13 protein-coding genes are annotated in these 15,269 nt (G+C 36.6%); 4 read left to right on the forward strand and 9 right to left on the reverse strand.

What is annotated here, in order from left to right; genetic code table 11:
- Positions 1-5 precede the first annotated feature (5 nt).
- The 8 genes from PQG52_RS01535 to PQG52_RS01570 all read right to left on the reverse strand — a co-directional run bounded on the left by PQG52_RS01535 (position 6) and on the right by PQG52_RS01570 (position 10,221).
- On the reverse strand, positions 6-746 hold the full coding sequence (locus PQG52_RS01535) for a TlyA family RNA methyltransferase (RefSeq protein ID WP_271827584.1): 741 nt from the start codon (positions 744-746) through the stop codon (positions 6-8).
- Between the two features lie 39 nt (positions 747-785).
- Positions 786-1,697, reverse strand: coding sequence for a polyprenyl synthetase family protein (locus PQG52_RS01540; protein WP_271827586.1), 912 nt, complete (start codon positions 1,695-1,697; stop codon positions 786-788).
- 20 nt (positions 1,698-1,717) lie between these two features.
- A complete protein-coding gene (locus PQG52_RS01545; RefSeq protein ID WP_271789223.1) occupies positions 1,718-1,948 on the reverse strand; it encodes an exodeoxyribonuclease VII small subunit in 231 nt (76 codons plus the stop codon).
- 111 nt (positions 1,949-2,059) lie between these two features.
- On the reverse strand, positions 2,060-2,284 hold the full coding sequence (locus PQG52_RS01550) for a sulfurtransferase TusA family protein (RefSeq protein WP_271789222.1): 225 nt from the start codon (positions 2,282-2,284) through the stop codon (positions 2,060-2,062).
- Positions 2,285-2,362: 78 nt separating this feature from the next.
- Entirely contained in the window at positions 2,363-3,796 is a 1,434-nt protein-coding gene (locus PQG52_RS01555) for an amino acid permease (RefSeq protein ID WP_271827587.1), read from the reverse strand.
- A 1,012-nt stretch (positions 3,797-4,808) separates the two neighbouring features.
- Positions 4,809-6,629, reverse strand: coding sequence for an aspartate--tRNA ligase (gene aspS / locus PQG52_RS01560; protein WP_271827588.1), 1,821 nt, complete (start codon positions 6,627-6,629; stop codon positions 4,809-4,811).
- A 308-nt stretch (positions 6,630-6,937) separates the two neighbouring features.
- Positions 6,938-7,396, reverse strand: a complete 459-nt coding sequence (locus PQG52_RS01565; RefSeq protein ID WP_271827589.1) for an RrF2 family transcriptional regulator — start codon at positions 7,394-7,396, stop codon at positions 6,938-6,940.
- A 101-nt stretch (positions 7,397-7,497) separates the two neighbouring features.
- Positions 7,498-10,221 carry an Rne/Rng family ribonuclease gene (locus tag PQG52_RS01570; RefSeq protein ID WP_271827590.1) on the reverse strand — a complete coding sequence of 908 codons (2,724 nt, stop codon included), beginning with the start codon at positions 10,219-10,221 and terminating at the stop codon, positions 7,498-7,500.
- Between the two features lie 520 nt (positions 10,222-10,741).
- On the opposite strand from PQG52_RS01570, the gene PQG52_RS01575 reads away from it, so the two are divergent.
- A complete protein-coding gene (locus tag PQG52_RS01575; RefSeq protein WP_271827591.1) occupies positions 10,742-11,665 on the forward strand; it encodes an N-acetylmuramoyl-L-alanine amidase family protein in 924 nt (307 codons plus the stop codon).
- Positions 11,666-11,830: 165 nt separating this feature from the next.
- Here the strand turns inward: PQG52_RS01575 and PQG52_RS01580 are convergent, their stop codons facing one another.
- Entirely contained in the window at positions 11,831-12,106 is a 276-nt protein-coding gene (locus tag PQG52_RS01580) for a hypothetical protein (protein ID WP_271789214.1), read from the reverse strand.
- A 520-nt stretch (positions 12,107-12,626) separates the two neighbouring features.
- Here PQG52_RS01580 and PQG52_RS01585 point away from each other — a divergent pair.
- From PQG52_RS01585 to PQG52_RS01595, 3 genes are all read left to right on the forward strand, one after another.
- Positions 12,627-13,670, forward strand: a complete 1,044-nt coding sequence (locus PQG52_RS01585) for a rod shape-determining protein (RefSeq protein ID WP_271789213.1) — start codon at positions 12,627-12,629, stop codon at positions 13,668-13,670.
- Positions 13,671-13,776: 106 nt separating this feature from the next.
- A complete protein-coding gene (mreC, locus tag PQG52_RS01590) occupies positions 13,777-14,691 on the forward strand; it encodes a rod shape-determining protein MreC (protein WP_271789212.1) in 915 nt (304 codons plus the stop codon).
- Positions 14,688-15,269 (forward strand): hypothetical protein, encoded by a 582-nt coding sequence (locus tag PQG52_RS01595; protein ID WP_271789211.1) that lies wholly within the window; start codon positions 14,688-14,690, stop codon positions 15,267-15,269. The genes mreC and PQG52_RS01595 overlap by 4 nt, the downstream gene beginning before the upstream one ends.

Raw genomic sequence — 15,269 nt, forward strand, 5'->3', positions numbered from 1 at the left:
TAAAATTATATTTTTCGAGCGGCAATGAGGAATTCTACATTGCCTTCTGGGCCAGTAATAGGGCTGGTTTCGATGCCCAAAATATCCCAGTTTTCTAAACTTTCCCACCAAGATCTGATTTCTTGGCATACTTTTTTGTGGATTATAGGATCACGCACCACTCCTTTGGAGCCAACATGCTCTCTGCCAGCCTCAAATTGTGGTTTAATTAATGCCACTGCCCATCCACCTGACTGACACAAAGCAAGTGCAGCTGGTAATACGGTTTTAAGGCTGATAAAGCTGGCATCACAAACAACAACTTGCACGGGATCAGAAATGATTTCATCGGTTAAATAACGTGCATTGCATTTTTCATGCACGATAACTCTCTCATCACTGCGTATTTTCCACGCAAGCTGTCCATGACCCACATCAACGGCATGGACTTTGTTGGCACCATTGGTCAGTAATACATCTGAAAAACCACCTGTTGATGCCCCAACGTCAATACAATTTAATCCTTTTGGGGAAAGGTTAAAGGCAGATAAAGCATGATCCAGCTTAATACCGCCTCTGGAAACCCAAGGATGGGGTTGTTGTTTGACACTTAGTTCAGTATCTTCACGAACCATATCGCCAGCTTTATTAACGCGTTGCTCTTTGTTGAAGACGAGCCCCGCCATAATTAAAGCTTGAGCTTTGGAGCGGCTTTCGACTAACCCTCTATCAACCAAGAGGACATCAACACGTTTTTTAGCAGCCATCAGATCAAAGCTCTTTTATATGTGAATATGACAAATATACTAGTTCTTACGATAGACAACATATTCTGCTAACGCACGTAAATTGTCAGCGGAAGTGCCAAAAGGTTCCAAATGACGGATAGCTTTGGCAACCAAACGATGTGCTTCTTTTCTGGCGTCTTCGATTCCTAATAATGAAACAAACGTTGATTTTCCAGCAGCATTATCTTTTCCAGCAGTCTTGCCAAGTTCTTCCGCACTAGCAGTCGCATCCAATACATCATCTGCGATTTGGAACGCCGTTCCTAAATCCCTACCATAACTGATAATATGGTTTTTTAGGTCTGGGGTTGCTTTTCCTAAAATAGCACCTGCTTCGGCAGAATAACAAATAAGACGTCCTGTTTTCATCGCATGCAAGTTCAGAACTTCTGGTAAGGTAAGATGGCGATTTTCACCTTCCATATCAATTACTTGACCACCAACCATACCAGTTGAACCGCTGGCTTCAGCCAAAGCTTTTACCAATTGGATACGAATGGTGGCACTTTCGTGCACTTCTTCCATTGCTAATAATTCAAACGCTTTGGTTTGCAACGCATCGCCTGCTAAAATCGCAATCGCTTCACCATATTTGATATGAGTAGATGGTTTTCCACGACGTAAATCATCATCATCCATTGCAGGTAAATCATCATGAATCAAAGAATAAGCATGAAGCATTTCAACAGATGCGCCAACATATAACGATTGAGTCAATGACACATCAAATAAGGATGCTACTTCTGTTACCAGATATCCTCTGAGGCGTTTTCCCCCACCCAGAACAGCATAACGCATCGCATCAATTAAATTGGCTTCTCCACCCTTCATGCGAGGGAATTGTTTGTCCAATGTTGTCTCAAGTTCTTTTGCGCGTTGGGTTAAAGAATCACGAAGAGATTGAGCATTATAGGTTGTAGGGGAAGTCATGAGAGAAAGGACCTTCAAAATTATTCAATAGTTTCAGTATCAAGGCTGTTATCATCTTTTTTTACAATGATTTGAACACGAGCCTCTGCTTCATTCAGTTTTTTTTCACAATAACGGCGTAATTGCGCACCACGTTCATAAGAAACAATGGCTTCTTCCAACTTTTGTTGACCTGTTTCGAGGTTATGAACAATTTTTTCCAGTTCGCTTAAAGCATCCTCGAAAGAAAGAGAGGATAAATCATTGGTCATCGGTATTTTCCAATAGCTCTTTTTAATGTTAAAACAATCTTATTGTTTCTTCAGAAAATGGTTTTCTTGTTTATAAGACGACTTAATACAGTTGTATAGAAAATATTGACGTTATTTTCGTTTTATTAGAAAGGATAATGCCGTTCCTTGATCTGAAAAGGCAATTAATGCATGTCCAGTTTGGCGACAAAATTCTTGAAATTCTTTGATTGTGCTGCGGTCTGTTGCCAGAATACGTAGACTATCGCCTTTTTCTAGGGTTTGTAATGCACGGTTTGCTTTTAAAACAGGCAAAGGGCACAATAATCCTTTAACATCTAAAACGATCTCGCTCATGAAGATATTCCTAAAAAAAGACCTTGTTTCCAAGGTCTTTAATACTATATTTACAACGACTTGTATAGAATTTTCGTATTATTTTAATTTAGAGTGCTTCATTTCGCCTGTTTTACTATATTTATGAGTGAAAATACGAATAATTCCGATAATCGCTAAAATTAAACAGGTAATAATAATTTGGGCACGCGAAGTATCGTTAAAAAGCATTGCAACGATAACGGCTGCTAGGGATAAAACGGTAATCCATGATAAATATGGGAATAACCACATTTGGAAAATAGGAAGCTTATTTACGGTTTGCATTTTCTTGCGAACATTAATCTGGGAAAGACCAATCGCAATATAAACAAACAGAATGATAGATCCCGCACAGCTCAATAAGTAAGAAAAAGTATGGCTTGGGGAGATATAAGAGGCAATTGAAATGGCAATACCAATAACGGAAGCTGTAATAATTGCTCTCTTAGGAACCCCGTTGCTGGTCGTATGAATTAACCATCTTGGAGCATCATCATATTCCGCAAGTTCAAATAAGGTTCTAGATGTTGCATAAATTGAAGAATTTAAACACGATAAAATTGCAATCAAAATAGTAAATTCCATAATTTCAGAAGCGTAAGGAATTTTAATCGCTTGTAATGCCATTAAAAATGGAGAGATACCAGGAACGACTTGATCCCAAGGAACGATTGATAAGATGATAGCAATTGAAACAACATAAAAAGCAACAATCCTGAAGATGATTGTTCTGGTTGCATAAGCAACGTTCTCAGCAGGTTTATCAGATTCAGCCGCTGCAATGGTGGCAACCTCTGATCCTGTTACGGTAAATAAAACTGTTGGAATAATGGTAAAAATCGCAATAACACCATTAGGGAAAAAACCATGATGTGACCAAATATTACTGACACTGCCTGTTTTAAAACCAAATAAATGAGATAAAGCAATGCCACCAATAATAATAAAGGCAGCAATAGCAACAATTTTAATCAATGCGAACCAAAACTCAAATTCACCATACCCACGCACAGAAAATAAATTGGTAAGCATCATGGCAATGACCAATAAAGGCCCTAAGACCATGGTGGCGGCAAAGCTATATTCTGGGGGAATATGCATGTAATGCTGTAACATTTCCCCACCAGCGATTGATTCAGCAGCAATGGCGGAAATCCAAAATAGCCAATATCCCCATCCTAAAACAAAAGTAACATTATGTCCCATTCCTCGGCGAATATGATTTAAGAACGAGCCGATTTCAGGTCGTTCAATAACCAATTCCCCCAACATTCTCATGACAAAGAAAATCATCAATCCCGTGATAACATAGGATAATAAAACAGCAGGCCCTGTGGCATGAATAGAAGCAGATGCACCAACAAAAAGGCCAGCGCCAATAATCCCCCCCATAGAAATCATGACAACATGACGACGTTCAAGGGTATGGGCAAGTTCACCATCTTTTAAAGGGGGAGTAGAAACTTGTTCTTTATGTTTTTTGGGTATCAATGATTCATCCTTTGTTACGTTTATAAATTTTACAATTTAAATAGAGTGTTGTTAAAATATATAGTGTATCAACTCCTTTATAATACAAATATAAGCATGTTATATGAGCATATCTGTTGACTAAATCAAAGCATCAGATAAATGCACAAAACATATTAAGGCATTTTTGTGACTAAAAAAGTAATGCTTACTTATTTTGATTTTTTTTGCAAATAGATAATTGGGAATTGTATAGAAATTTATGATAAAGTTTCTCACACTAAATAAAAGAATATTTTAAAATACTGGTTGCAAAATATTAAAAATGAATATGATATGTCGTGAAAGATTAAGCTCATGCTCGGTTATCTGACAGCATCTGGATACGATCAAACAAGCATAAAGTATTAAAATAGCCAATTGGACATGTAATTATATAATTGGCTTTGTAAAATATCTATTGACCTAAATTATTTTCAGGACAATTTTTTTATAAATAAATTCGATAATTCACCAAAAAAAGAAAATAAATATAAAGTGCCATTGAATTCATCTTGCTTAGTTCTGGATCATTTTTTAAAGCACGACGTTGAACATATAGTATTTAATTCTATTTTGTTTTAGATTGATTGTTATATAAGGATCTCTTGCAGAAGGATCTTTTCTCCCAAAACTATATAATTTAGCATAATTTTTGTAGATAACGTTTGTCTCAATTGAAGTCATTGCTTGATCAGCAAGAATACATTGATCAAGTGTTGGATTATTTTTTGGGTTTCATAGCACTTTTAGACTGCATCTTTTGGTGTATTGATGCTTTCTGTACAATAAATGGCACCATATTTATCTATTGTGCTTGTAAGACTTCTTCTGACATTTTAAGGGTAACAGCATTTACGGCTATGGGTAGAAGAGAAGCGATTAATGTTAAAGTAAAAAATTGTTTTCTCATTGTGATATTTCCTTGTCATTTTGTACTTGGAAATATCACAAATATATATTAATGAATATAAGTCAATAAAAGCCAATTGTTTTATTTTTTATCTTCAACAGAAGTATTTTCTGCTTTTTTAACAGCAACTTTCGGTAAATTCAACGCTAAAGAAAGCTCTTTTAAACGTTCTGGTGTTGTTGGTGCAGGGGCACACATCATTAAATCTTCGCCTTGTTGATTTAATGGGAACAAGATGACTTCACGAATGTTTGGTTCATCCGTTAATAACATTACAATACGATCCACACCAGGAGCCGCACCACCATGAGGAGGTGCTCCATAACGGAATGCGTTCAACATCCCACCAAAGCGTTTTTCAACTTCTTCTTCTGGGTAACCAGCAATTTCAAACGCACGGATCATAATGTCTGGGCGGTGGTTACGAATTGCACCAGAAGAAAGTTCAATTCCATTACAAACAATATCATATTGATATGCATTAATTTCCAAAGGATCTTGACTGTTTAATGCTTCTAAACCGCCTTGAGGCATAGAGAATGGGTTATGAGAGAAATCGACTAATCCTGTTTCTTCATTTAACTCATACATTGGGAAATCAACAATCCAACAGAAACGAAATGCATTTTGCTCTATTAAATTAAGCTCTGTTGCAATTTTTGTACGGACAGTTCCAGAGAATTTAACCATTTCAAGCCCTTTGCCAGCCACAAAGAAAACAGCATCACCATTTTGAAGATTACATGCTTTTTTAATTTGCTCACAACGTGCTTCATCAAGATTCTTAGCAATTGGACCCTTAGCTGCGCCTGTTTCATCAAAAGTAATATAGCCCAGACCACCCATCTTTTCTTCTCTAGCCCAACCATTCAACTTGTCAAAGAAAGAACGCGGTTTGCCACCAGCACCGGGGGCAGGAATGGCACGCACTTCACCACCTTCGGCTGTGATTTTAGCAAATAAGCCAAAGTCAGAACCATCAAAAGCGCTAGTCACATCGGTAATTCTTAATGGATTACGCAAATCAGGTTTGTCACTGCCATATTCTTTCATCGCGGTTTTATAAGGGATGCGTTCAAAAGGGGCAGGGCTAATTTCATGATTTGGTGCAAATTCTCTAAAGATGCCTTCCATCACAGGTTCAAGGGTTTCAAAAACATCTTCCTGTGTAACAAAAGACATTTCAAAATCAAGTTGATAGAATTCACCAGGAGAACGATCTGCACGTGCAGCTTCGTCACGGAAACAAGGAGCGATTTGGAAATAACGATCAAATCCAGCGACCATTGCTAGTTGTTTGAACTGCTGTGGTGCTTGAGGAAGAGCATAAAATTTGCCAGGATGTAGGCGTGCTGGCACCAAAAAGTCTCTTGCTCCTTCAGGAGAAGAAGCAGTCAGAATAGGCGTTTGAAATTCAGTAAAGCCTTGTGCGATCATACGGTTACGAAGGCTAGAGATAACGTTGGATCGTAAAAGGATATTACGATGAATACGTTCACGGCGTAGATCAATATAACGATAGGTTAAGCGTAAATCTTCTGGGTAATTTTCATTACCATTAACTTGGAAGGGAAGAACTGCGGCTGAAGATAAAATTTCAATATCGTCAGCTTGGATTTCAATTTCGCCAGTAGGCAGTTTGGGATTTACGGTATCACCTTCACGTGCGACGACTTTACCTGTCACACATAAAACGCTTTCCACTCTGATTTTTTCAACTGTTTCTAATAAAGTGGAATCTGCAGGAATAACTATTTGAGTAACGCCAAAGTGATCACGAAGGTCAATGAATAATAACCCGCCATGGTCTCTTTTACTATGTACCCAGCCAGAAAGTTTAACAATTGATCCAACGTCACTTGCCCTGAGGGCAGCACAATTATGGGTACGATAGCGATGCATTATTTTATCCTATTATTAAAGAATCGATATTATAATTTTATGATATGAAAGGCATGATTACAATAAAAATGCTATATCATTTTATTTAAGGGGATAATTATAAATGAGATCATGAATTCTTTCAAATTCATTCATGACTACTTAGAATATTTTTCTAAATACAGGGCACGTTTGATATCAGGACGAATAAAAGAATATATCGAATACTTGAATACCGATCATATCATTGATATGCATCAGAACTCTGTGTAAGTATTTGCTACGATAAAGTCAAACTGTTAAGCAGGTAATAATGAAATGAGAAACTCTTAAATTGTTATAGATGCCTTACAATTTATATTTTTTGGTTTCGTGAATGTTAGCAATTCTTGTAATTGGTCATAATCTTCTAGTACACAGTCTAGAGTATATTTATCGAGAACTGTATAAAAGGCTTCAAATGCGTCATAAATAATTGTTTTTATAGTGCAATTTTTTTGAATAATACATTTTCCACATTTAATCGGTTGTTCTGTATCTTCTGTGTGTCTGACGATGCTGCCCAAGGTAATATCACACGGCGGCTTATTTAATTTAAGCCCTCCACGTCGTCCTCGAACAGTTGAAATAAAGTCTGCTTTTCCGAGGTGATGCACCACTTTCATAAGATGGTTTTGCGAAATATCATAACAAGTAGCAATTTCATGGATAGAACTGAGGCGATCTTGATGAATGCTCAGATAAATCAAGACGCGTAGTGCATAATCTGTATATAAAGAGAGTTGCATAATTTAGGTCTCCACCAACACATAGACATTCTATAATTAATAGTTTCAAAATAGGGTTTAAATATGTTTAATTATTTAAACCCCTTATATTTATATAGTCATTAGTTTGAGCGTTTCCACCAACCAGCACGCGGTGCTGGAGACGGAGCAGCATCATCAATCACAATTGGCTTAATTGTAGTATCTTGTTGATTTGGTTGTGTTTCTTCTTTTATTTCTGATTTAGGCGTTTTTGCTTTTTTACTGACTGTTTTTCGAGAAGTAGTTTTTGCTTTTTTAGCATCAGCACTGTCAACAGTAGTATCAGTGGTCGTTTTTGTGGTTGATGTTGCTTTTCTTACTCGAGTTGTTCTTTTTACAGGTTTCTTTTCTGTTTCATCAGTAACAACAGTTAATGCAACAGCATCGGTGCTATCATTGGCGTCTTCTGTTTGACTTACAGCTTTTGCCTTTGGTGCTGCAGCTTTCTTTTTCGCCGTAGTAGAGACCTTTCTAGTTGTCTTACGCGTTGGTTTGGATGGCGTCTTTTCTGTAGCTGCTTCTTTTTCTGTATTTTCCGACACTATTGGTTTTGATGTTGGGATTTCAGAAACAGAAACAGTTTTCTCCTGTATGTTATTTTCAACCTTATCTGTAATATCGACAGCGATAAAAGGGGCAGAGCTTGCATCATTATCTGTTTTTAGCGCATTTACAGATGCTGCTGTTTTTGTTTCTGTAATTGGAACAATATTAACAGTAGTTGCAGTTTGATCATGAGGTGTTTCCTGAGTATTATCCTCGTTAGATTGCTGATATTTGTTTCGTTTCCAACGAGGTTGTCGTGGGTAACGATTTGAGCGTTTAGGACGATCTTCACGTTTAGTTGCAAAATATTCGTCTTGATTAACCACGGGATGAAAGCTGATATCAGGCTGTTCATCTTGTTCAGCAGTTATAACAGCTGGTGGGTTATCTTGTATAACTTTTTGAACATCTACAGATTCAATAATGTCCTCGGATTGTTGATCAGGCTTACGTTGCTTATAGTTATTATAACGAGAACGTCTATTATTATTACGACGTTTTTGTTGATAGTTTTCTCTTTCCTCAGAAGCCTCTTCTCCTTCAGAAGATTCAGATTGGATTGGAATTTCTCTGATGAAAGGACTTTGACTTTCTTGTAATAAGAAATTTGCTTTTTCTTGTTCTACTTCTGGCTCTTGTTCAAGAGCTTCATTAACTTCATGAGAGAAAGAAATCTTTGATTCGGTTAAGGTTGAATCGATTTCAAGTATAATTTGAATTTTGTATTTACTTTCAATATCTAATAACCAACTGCGTTTTTGATTCAAAATATAAAACGCAATATCATTAGAAGATGTATGAACTGTTAAAACACCAGGTTTAGACTTGCGAGCTTCTTCGTCAATTTGGCGTAAAATATGCAAGCAAGCACTTGGGATGCTGCGAATAATTCCTGTTCCATTGCAATGATGGCAAGGAATAAAGGAAAATTCAGAAATAGAAGGACGTAACCGTTGGCGCGTCATTTCCAACAAACCAAATGAGGAAATAGAGCCAACTTGGATACGTGCACGGTCTTTGTGTAAAGCATTTTTAAGACGCTTTTCAACCATATAGTTATGTTTTCTATTTTCCATATCAATAAAATCAATAACAATTAGCCCAGCTAGGTCACGTAGGCGTAGCTGTCTTACAATTTCTTCAGCAGCTTCTTGGTTAGTACGTAACGCTGTTTCTTCCAAATCTTTTTCTTTGATAGAACGCCCAGAGTTCACATCAATGGCAACCAAAGCTTCGGTTTGATTGATAACCAGATATCCACCAGATTTTAATTGTACTGTAGGGGATAACATTTGTTCGATCAACTTTTCCACTTTATAATGAGAGAAAAGGGTTTGTTTCTGATCTCTCCATAAATGGAGTTTTCTCATATTTTGAGGCATCAGAGCACGCATATACTCTCTGGCGATGTTCCAGCCTTCTTCACCATCAATCAAAATTTCGCCAATATCAGAAGTATAAATATCTCTGATTGCACGTTTTAATAAACTTGAATCTTCGTAGATTAAAGAAGGGGCAACTGCTTTCATCGTGCGGTCACGAATTTCATCCCATAAGTGCAAAAGATATTCACCATCTTTTAATGCATCAGGTTTAGGACATTGAGCACCAGCAGTGCGAACAATCATTCCCATATGAGAAGGAATGTTTAATTCAGCAACGATGTCTTTCAGACGCTTTCTTTCGGAAATAGAAGTGATTTTCCTTGAAATCCCACCCCCTCGAAGAGAGTTTGGCATTAACACACAATAGCGACCTGCAAGAGATAAATAAGTTGTTAAAGCAGCGCCTTTATTTCCTCTTTCCTCTTTAACGACTTGGACTAATAATATTTGTCTTTTGTGAATAACTTCTTGGATTTTATAGTTTTTGATAATATTTGCAACAGGCTGACTAATATCATCATCGTCATTAAATGTAGTAGGTTGTTGATCGTCGAAATTTTCATCGTCTAGTTGATTATCATCAAGATCAATTTTATTCAAATCAAGCAGTTTGTTACGGTCTGCGATTGGAATTTGATAATAATCAGGATGAATTTCACTGAAAGCCAAGAAACCATGACGGTTGCCACCATATTCAACAAAAGCAGCCTGCAAGCTAGGCTCAATTCGGATGACTTTAGCTAGGTATATATTACCTTTTAATTGTTTTTTAGTTGAATTTTCAACGTCATAATTTTCAATACAATTCCCATCTAGGGTAACAACACGTGTTTCTTCTTTATAGCTGGCGTCAATCAGCAATTTTTTAGTCATAATAATTTATTACTCCGGCGATTGTGTTTAAACAATCAATAATAATTTCAAAGTAATATTTGCGATGGGAACGTGCATTTCATATTATTTTTTACGACGTAACCATGAAATTTACCTGAAATAGATAAAAAACTTAAAATCTTGTTTAGCAAATTTAGAAAATAATTACACTACTCAAATTAAATTTTGTTTCATATTTATACAAAGTTATTGTTAGCAAAGTTGAACAAATGTTTTAGCTCTTAGATATCATTAAGGATACTCTTTAAATAAGTTGTTATAAATATTCAAAATAATATTGATTTGACATATAGTTTTGCCACTCTACGGTGCAGAGTATTTTCCACTAGAAAACAATATCTCAGAATTATATGACAACGCAAAGTTTTTTTTGTTATTTGCAGACTAATAAAGTTTTTTTATTAAAAAAAGAACTTTTTGAATTCTTCAAAAGAATCGGGCAATATAAGCTAGTGAAGGTTTCAATTGAATTAATTTGGTCAAAAGTGTCAGTAGGAAAATGATCGATAACTTAAAAAACTGTAATGAGATTATAAAAGATTCTATTCCTCAGATTTCAAGACGAATTATATTATCAGCATCTGTGACTTTATTTGTACCATCCGTTGCAATCGCTGTAGATAGGGTTTCGCAAAAGTCGACTATTACAAAACACGTAAAGACCTCAACAAAGCAAACTGTAAAAAGCAAGGCTCCAGCAATTGTTGGACGTGCCAGGCCACATGTACCTGTTATCATATTAGATCCTGGGCATGGAGGAAAAGATCCTGGTGCAGTTGGATATTCTGGAACTTATGAGAAACATGTAGCTTATGCAACAGCGGTAGAACTTTCAAAGCAATTGATGCGAACAGGAAAATACCGCGTTAAATTAACACGAAATTCAGATAAATTTGTTCCGTTAGACGGTCGTGTTGATTTTGCCCAATCAAACAAAGCAAACTTATTTATTTCAATGCATGCAGATGCCTTGAATAACCATTCAATCAGAGGGGCCAGCGTCTATACATTATCTAACCATGCTTCTGATGCGCAATCTGCTGCACTGGCTTCTGTGGAGAACAATGCTGATAGATATGGAGGCGCGAATGTACATGTCGCGTCACCTGCAGTGCAAAAAATTCTAGCAAGTTTGGTAAAGTTAGAGACTAAGAAAGAGTCCGTTGCAATGGCGCGAAATATTGTAAGCTCTTTTCATTCCCGTGTAAGTTTATTACAAAATCCGAAACGTTATGCTGCTTTTGTAGTGTTAAAATCAATTAATATCCCATCTATATTGGTGGAGATGGGGTTTATGTCTAATCGAGTTGACGAAGAAGCTTTAAAAAGAGCAGCATATAGATCATTGATTGCATCCTCGATGTGTCAAGCTATTGATAGATATTTTGCAATTGGTGGAAGCGTCACGCACTTAACAGGTTAAATAAAAATTTGATTTTATATCAGAAAATGATATATTTCATTTACACAATTTATGATATTTAACCTTTATTTATAAAGTAAATATTTATGTTTTGTTGGATCTTTTTAATTTATTTTCTCTATATAATTTTGGTTTTTTTCAAAAATTATATAGAGATTTTTTTTATTAGTAACCTTGGTTATAATTACCTTGCTTAGGTCTGTTTGGTGTTGTTGCAGCACCTACACCCGCCCCAAGAGCACCGCCAGCTAATGCGCCAATAGCAGCACCGCCGCCGCCGCCAGCAAGTGCGCCAATGGCTGCACCGGTGCCGCCACCAATTAATGCGCCTGTGCCGGCACGTCCACCCATACTGTAGCCATTATCACATGCAGTTAAAAAAGATGTTGAAAGAATGACAACAGCCAGACCTGCATAAGTCGATTTTAAAATTTTCTTCATTTTGGTTCTTTTCTCTCTTAAGGTTTAACTCATAAGACAACTACTCTTACAAATCTAATATAACAAAATGGCTTATTTTTGGCAGCTTTTTTTTAAAATTCGTCAATGATTGCGATTCTTTTATAAAATCATAAAGTATGTCGTAAAATACAGGCTTTATAAGAATTGGAATTTATTATTTATACATTAGAGTTGAGGTTTTTTGATGAATTTGAATTTTTTATTAAAATTTGACTACAAATTTTATTTATTTACGGTTATATATTTATATCTCTTTTGTGTTGTTTTTTTGTAACAATGTTGATGTTGTGCAATGTTTATTGTTAAAAAATATAAAAATTAAAAAAAACTTTTTTTTTTATAAGATTAAGGCTTGCCCCGAGCGTTGCAAATGGGTAATTCCAAGAGAGAGCTTTGTAATTTAGGGGCTGGGTGTTTCTATTTCAAAATCGTGATTATAGAAATTATTAATTAAAGTTTGATTAAAAGCATATAAAGTTTTTGCTGTCGGGAGTGGTGGATGTTTTCTCGTCTGTTCGGTTTTATGTCTGCAGACATGGCGATCGATCTTGGAACTGCTAATACATTGGTGTATGTCAAAGGTCGTGGAATAGTTTTGAATGAACCTTCAGTGGTTGCGATTGCTGAAGTTCGTGGGAAAAAACAAGTTTTAGCAGTGGGTGAAGAAGCCAAAAATATGGTGGGACGTACTCCTGGCAATATTACTGCTATTCGTCCTATGCGCGATGGGGTTATTGCTGATTTTGAAGTCGCAGAGGAAATGATTAAGCATTTTATTCAAAAAGTGCATAATCGTCGTATGTTTGCCAGTCCTCAGATTGTTATTTGCGTGCCCTCTGGATCGACAGCGGTCGAAAGACGTGCTATTCAAGAGAGTGCGGAAGGCGCTGGTGCACGCAGAGTTCTGTTGATTGAAGAACCAATGGCTGCAGCAATTGGTGCAGGGTTGCCTGTGACAGAACCTTCCGGCAGCATGATCGTTGATATTGGCGGTGGAACTACCGAGGTAGCTGTGATTTCATTGGGTGGTATTGTCTATTCTCGCTCGGTGCGCGTCGGTGGTGATAGAATGGACGAGGCTATTATTGCATATATTCGTCGTCATCATAATTTGCTGATTGGTGAAACGTCTGCTGAAAAAATTAAGATGGAATTGGGGGCGGCGATAGCAACCCCTTCTGCTGATGGTGGTCCTTGGCGCGAAGTCAAAGGACGTGACTTGATGAACGGTGTGCCAAGAGAAGTCTTGGTGTCTCAAGAGCAAATTGCGGATAGTTTAGCTGAACCCATCGCACAAATTGTCGAAGGTGTATCTGTTGCACTAGAAAACACACCGCCTGAATTAGCTGCAGATATTGTTGATAAAGGGATTATGTTAACGGGTGGCGGCAGTTTATTAGCACGTTTTGACGATGTTTTGCGTCAAGCAACAGGATTGCCAGTTATTCTTGCGGAAAATCCTTTGGACTGTGTTGCACTCGGTACCGGTCGTGCCCTAGAAGAAATGAAACGACTTAGAAATATTCTAACAACAATGTATTAAACTAAATTTGTTCATTGAAGCAATTTTATTAATTGAATAGTGTGTGTTGATTGAACACACACTATTTATATATTCAAGTAAACAACTGTAACTGTTGGTTGTCCAAATGATCCCTTTATCTATTCATCTTAAACAAGGCTTGACAAAATTAGTATTACCATTTTTGTTCGTAATGGCTTGTTTAGTTATGCTAATAGGACAAGCTAAACCCAAATTGGTGGAGGCAATGCGTCTAAAGGTGACAGATTTTTTGGCTCCTGGATATGCTTTAATAGAAGAACCCTTTAATTTCATTTATAATCTTGCACATAGCCTTAAGGATATCCAAAATTTATCGACAGACAATAAAAAATTAAAAGAAGAAAATTTACAGCTTCGACGTTGGTACCACGTTGCTATGGGGCTAAGTGAAGAAAATATTAAATTAAAAAATCAGTTACATTGGATACCAGAGCCCAGGTTGTCTTTCGTCACAACCCGTGTCGTTGCAGATGTAAGTGGCGTATACCACAAAGCTATTCTAGTCATTTTAGGTGAAGATCACGCCGTAAATCCCGGTCAAGTTGTTTTGGATGGGTTTGGACTAATTGGCAGAGTCACCGAAGTTGGAAATAGATCGGCACGCATATTACTAATTAATGATGATTCTAGTCGTATTCCCATACGCCTGTCTGAATCACATGCGCAAGCAATAATGGCTGGTGATAATAGTTTATATCCTAGACTGATTTTTTATCCAGAAGATAAACATCCTATTGAAGGAGAAAAAGTGTTAACCGAGGGGCAAGGGGATACTTTGCCTGCGGGAATTCCAATTGGGTATGTTCATTATATAAAAAAAGGACAGCCTGTCGTTGTTCCATATCTACCCTTAGACCATCTTAGAATCGTCAGAATTGTTGATTATGGAAATAAAGAGGTTACGCCTCCAGATGCACCTGGACGAATTACACCTTCGAATAAAAGAGTGAGACAAGGTCCCGTTGCAAGTCCTACAATGCTTGAACGTGATGAACAATGATAAAAAAAGAGAATACACATACTATTATAAATGATCGTAAAAGCCCTGGTATACGACCAGCATTTAATAGATTTCAACGTATTGATATGTTGGTTCGTTCGTTTGTACCCATGCTTTTTTCAATTTTTGTAATATTATTTTTATCGATACCGTTTGATATTCCTGGCAGAAATGAGTTATTGCCTGCGATTATTGTATCTTCCGTTTATTTTTGGTCTATCTACAGACCTAAATCAATGCCTGCGATTGGGGTTTTTTTTCTAGGATTATTGATTGATCTTTTAAATTTTACACCGCCAGGAATAGTAATTTTAATATTATTGATTATTTATGGTATAGGCGTGACACAACGTTTTCGCTTGGTAAAGTACAATTTTTTATTGATTTGGTTAATATTTTCTTTTGCTGCAACGGGAGTATTTTTGTTGCAATGGGTTTTAATATCTGCGTTTAGTTTAAGAATAGTGCCTTATTATTCATTTTTGTTCGAAATAATTTTTTCAATTGGCATTTATCCTTTGCTGTCTGTTTTATTTACGTGGGCACATCAAACGATTGCAAATCCTGCGAAAGTATAA

The sequence above is a fragment of the Commensalibacter communis genome (genome assembly GCF_947179105.1).
Classification (GTDB): domain Bacteria; phylum Pseudomonadota; class Alphaproteobacteria; order Acetobacterales; family Acetobacteraceae; genus Commensalibacter; species Commensalibacter communis.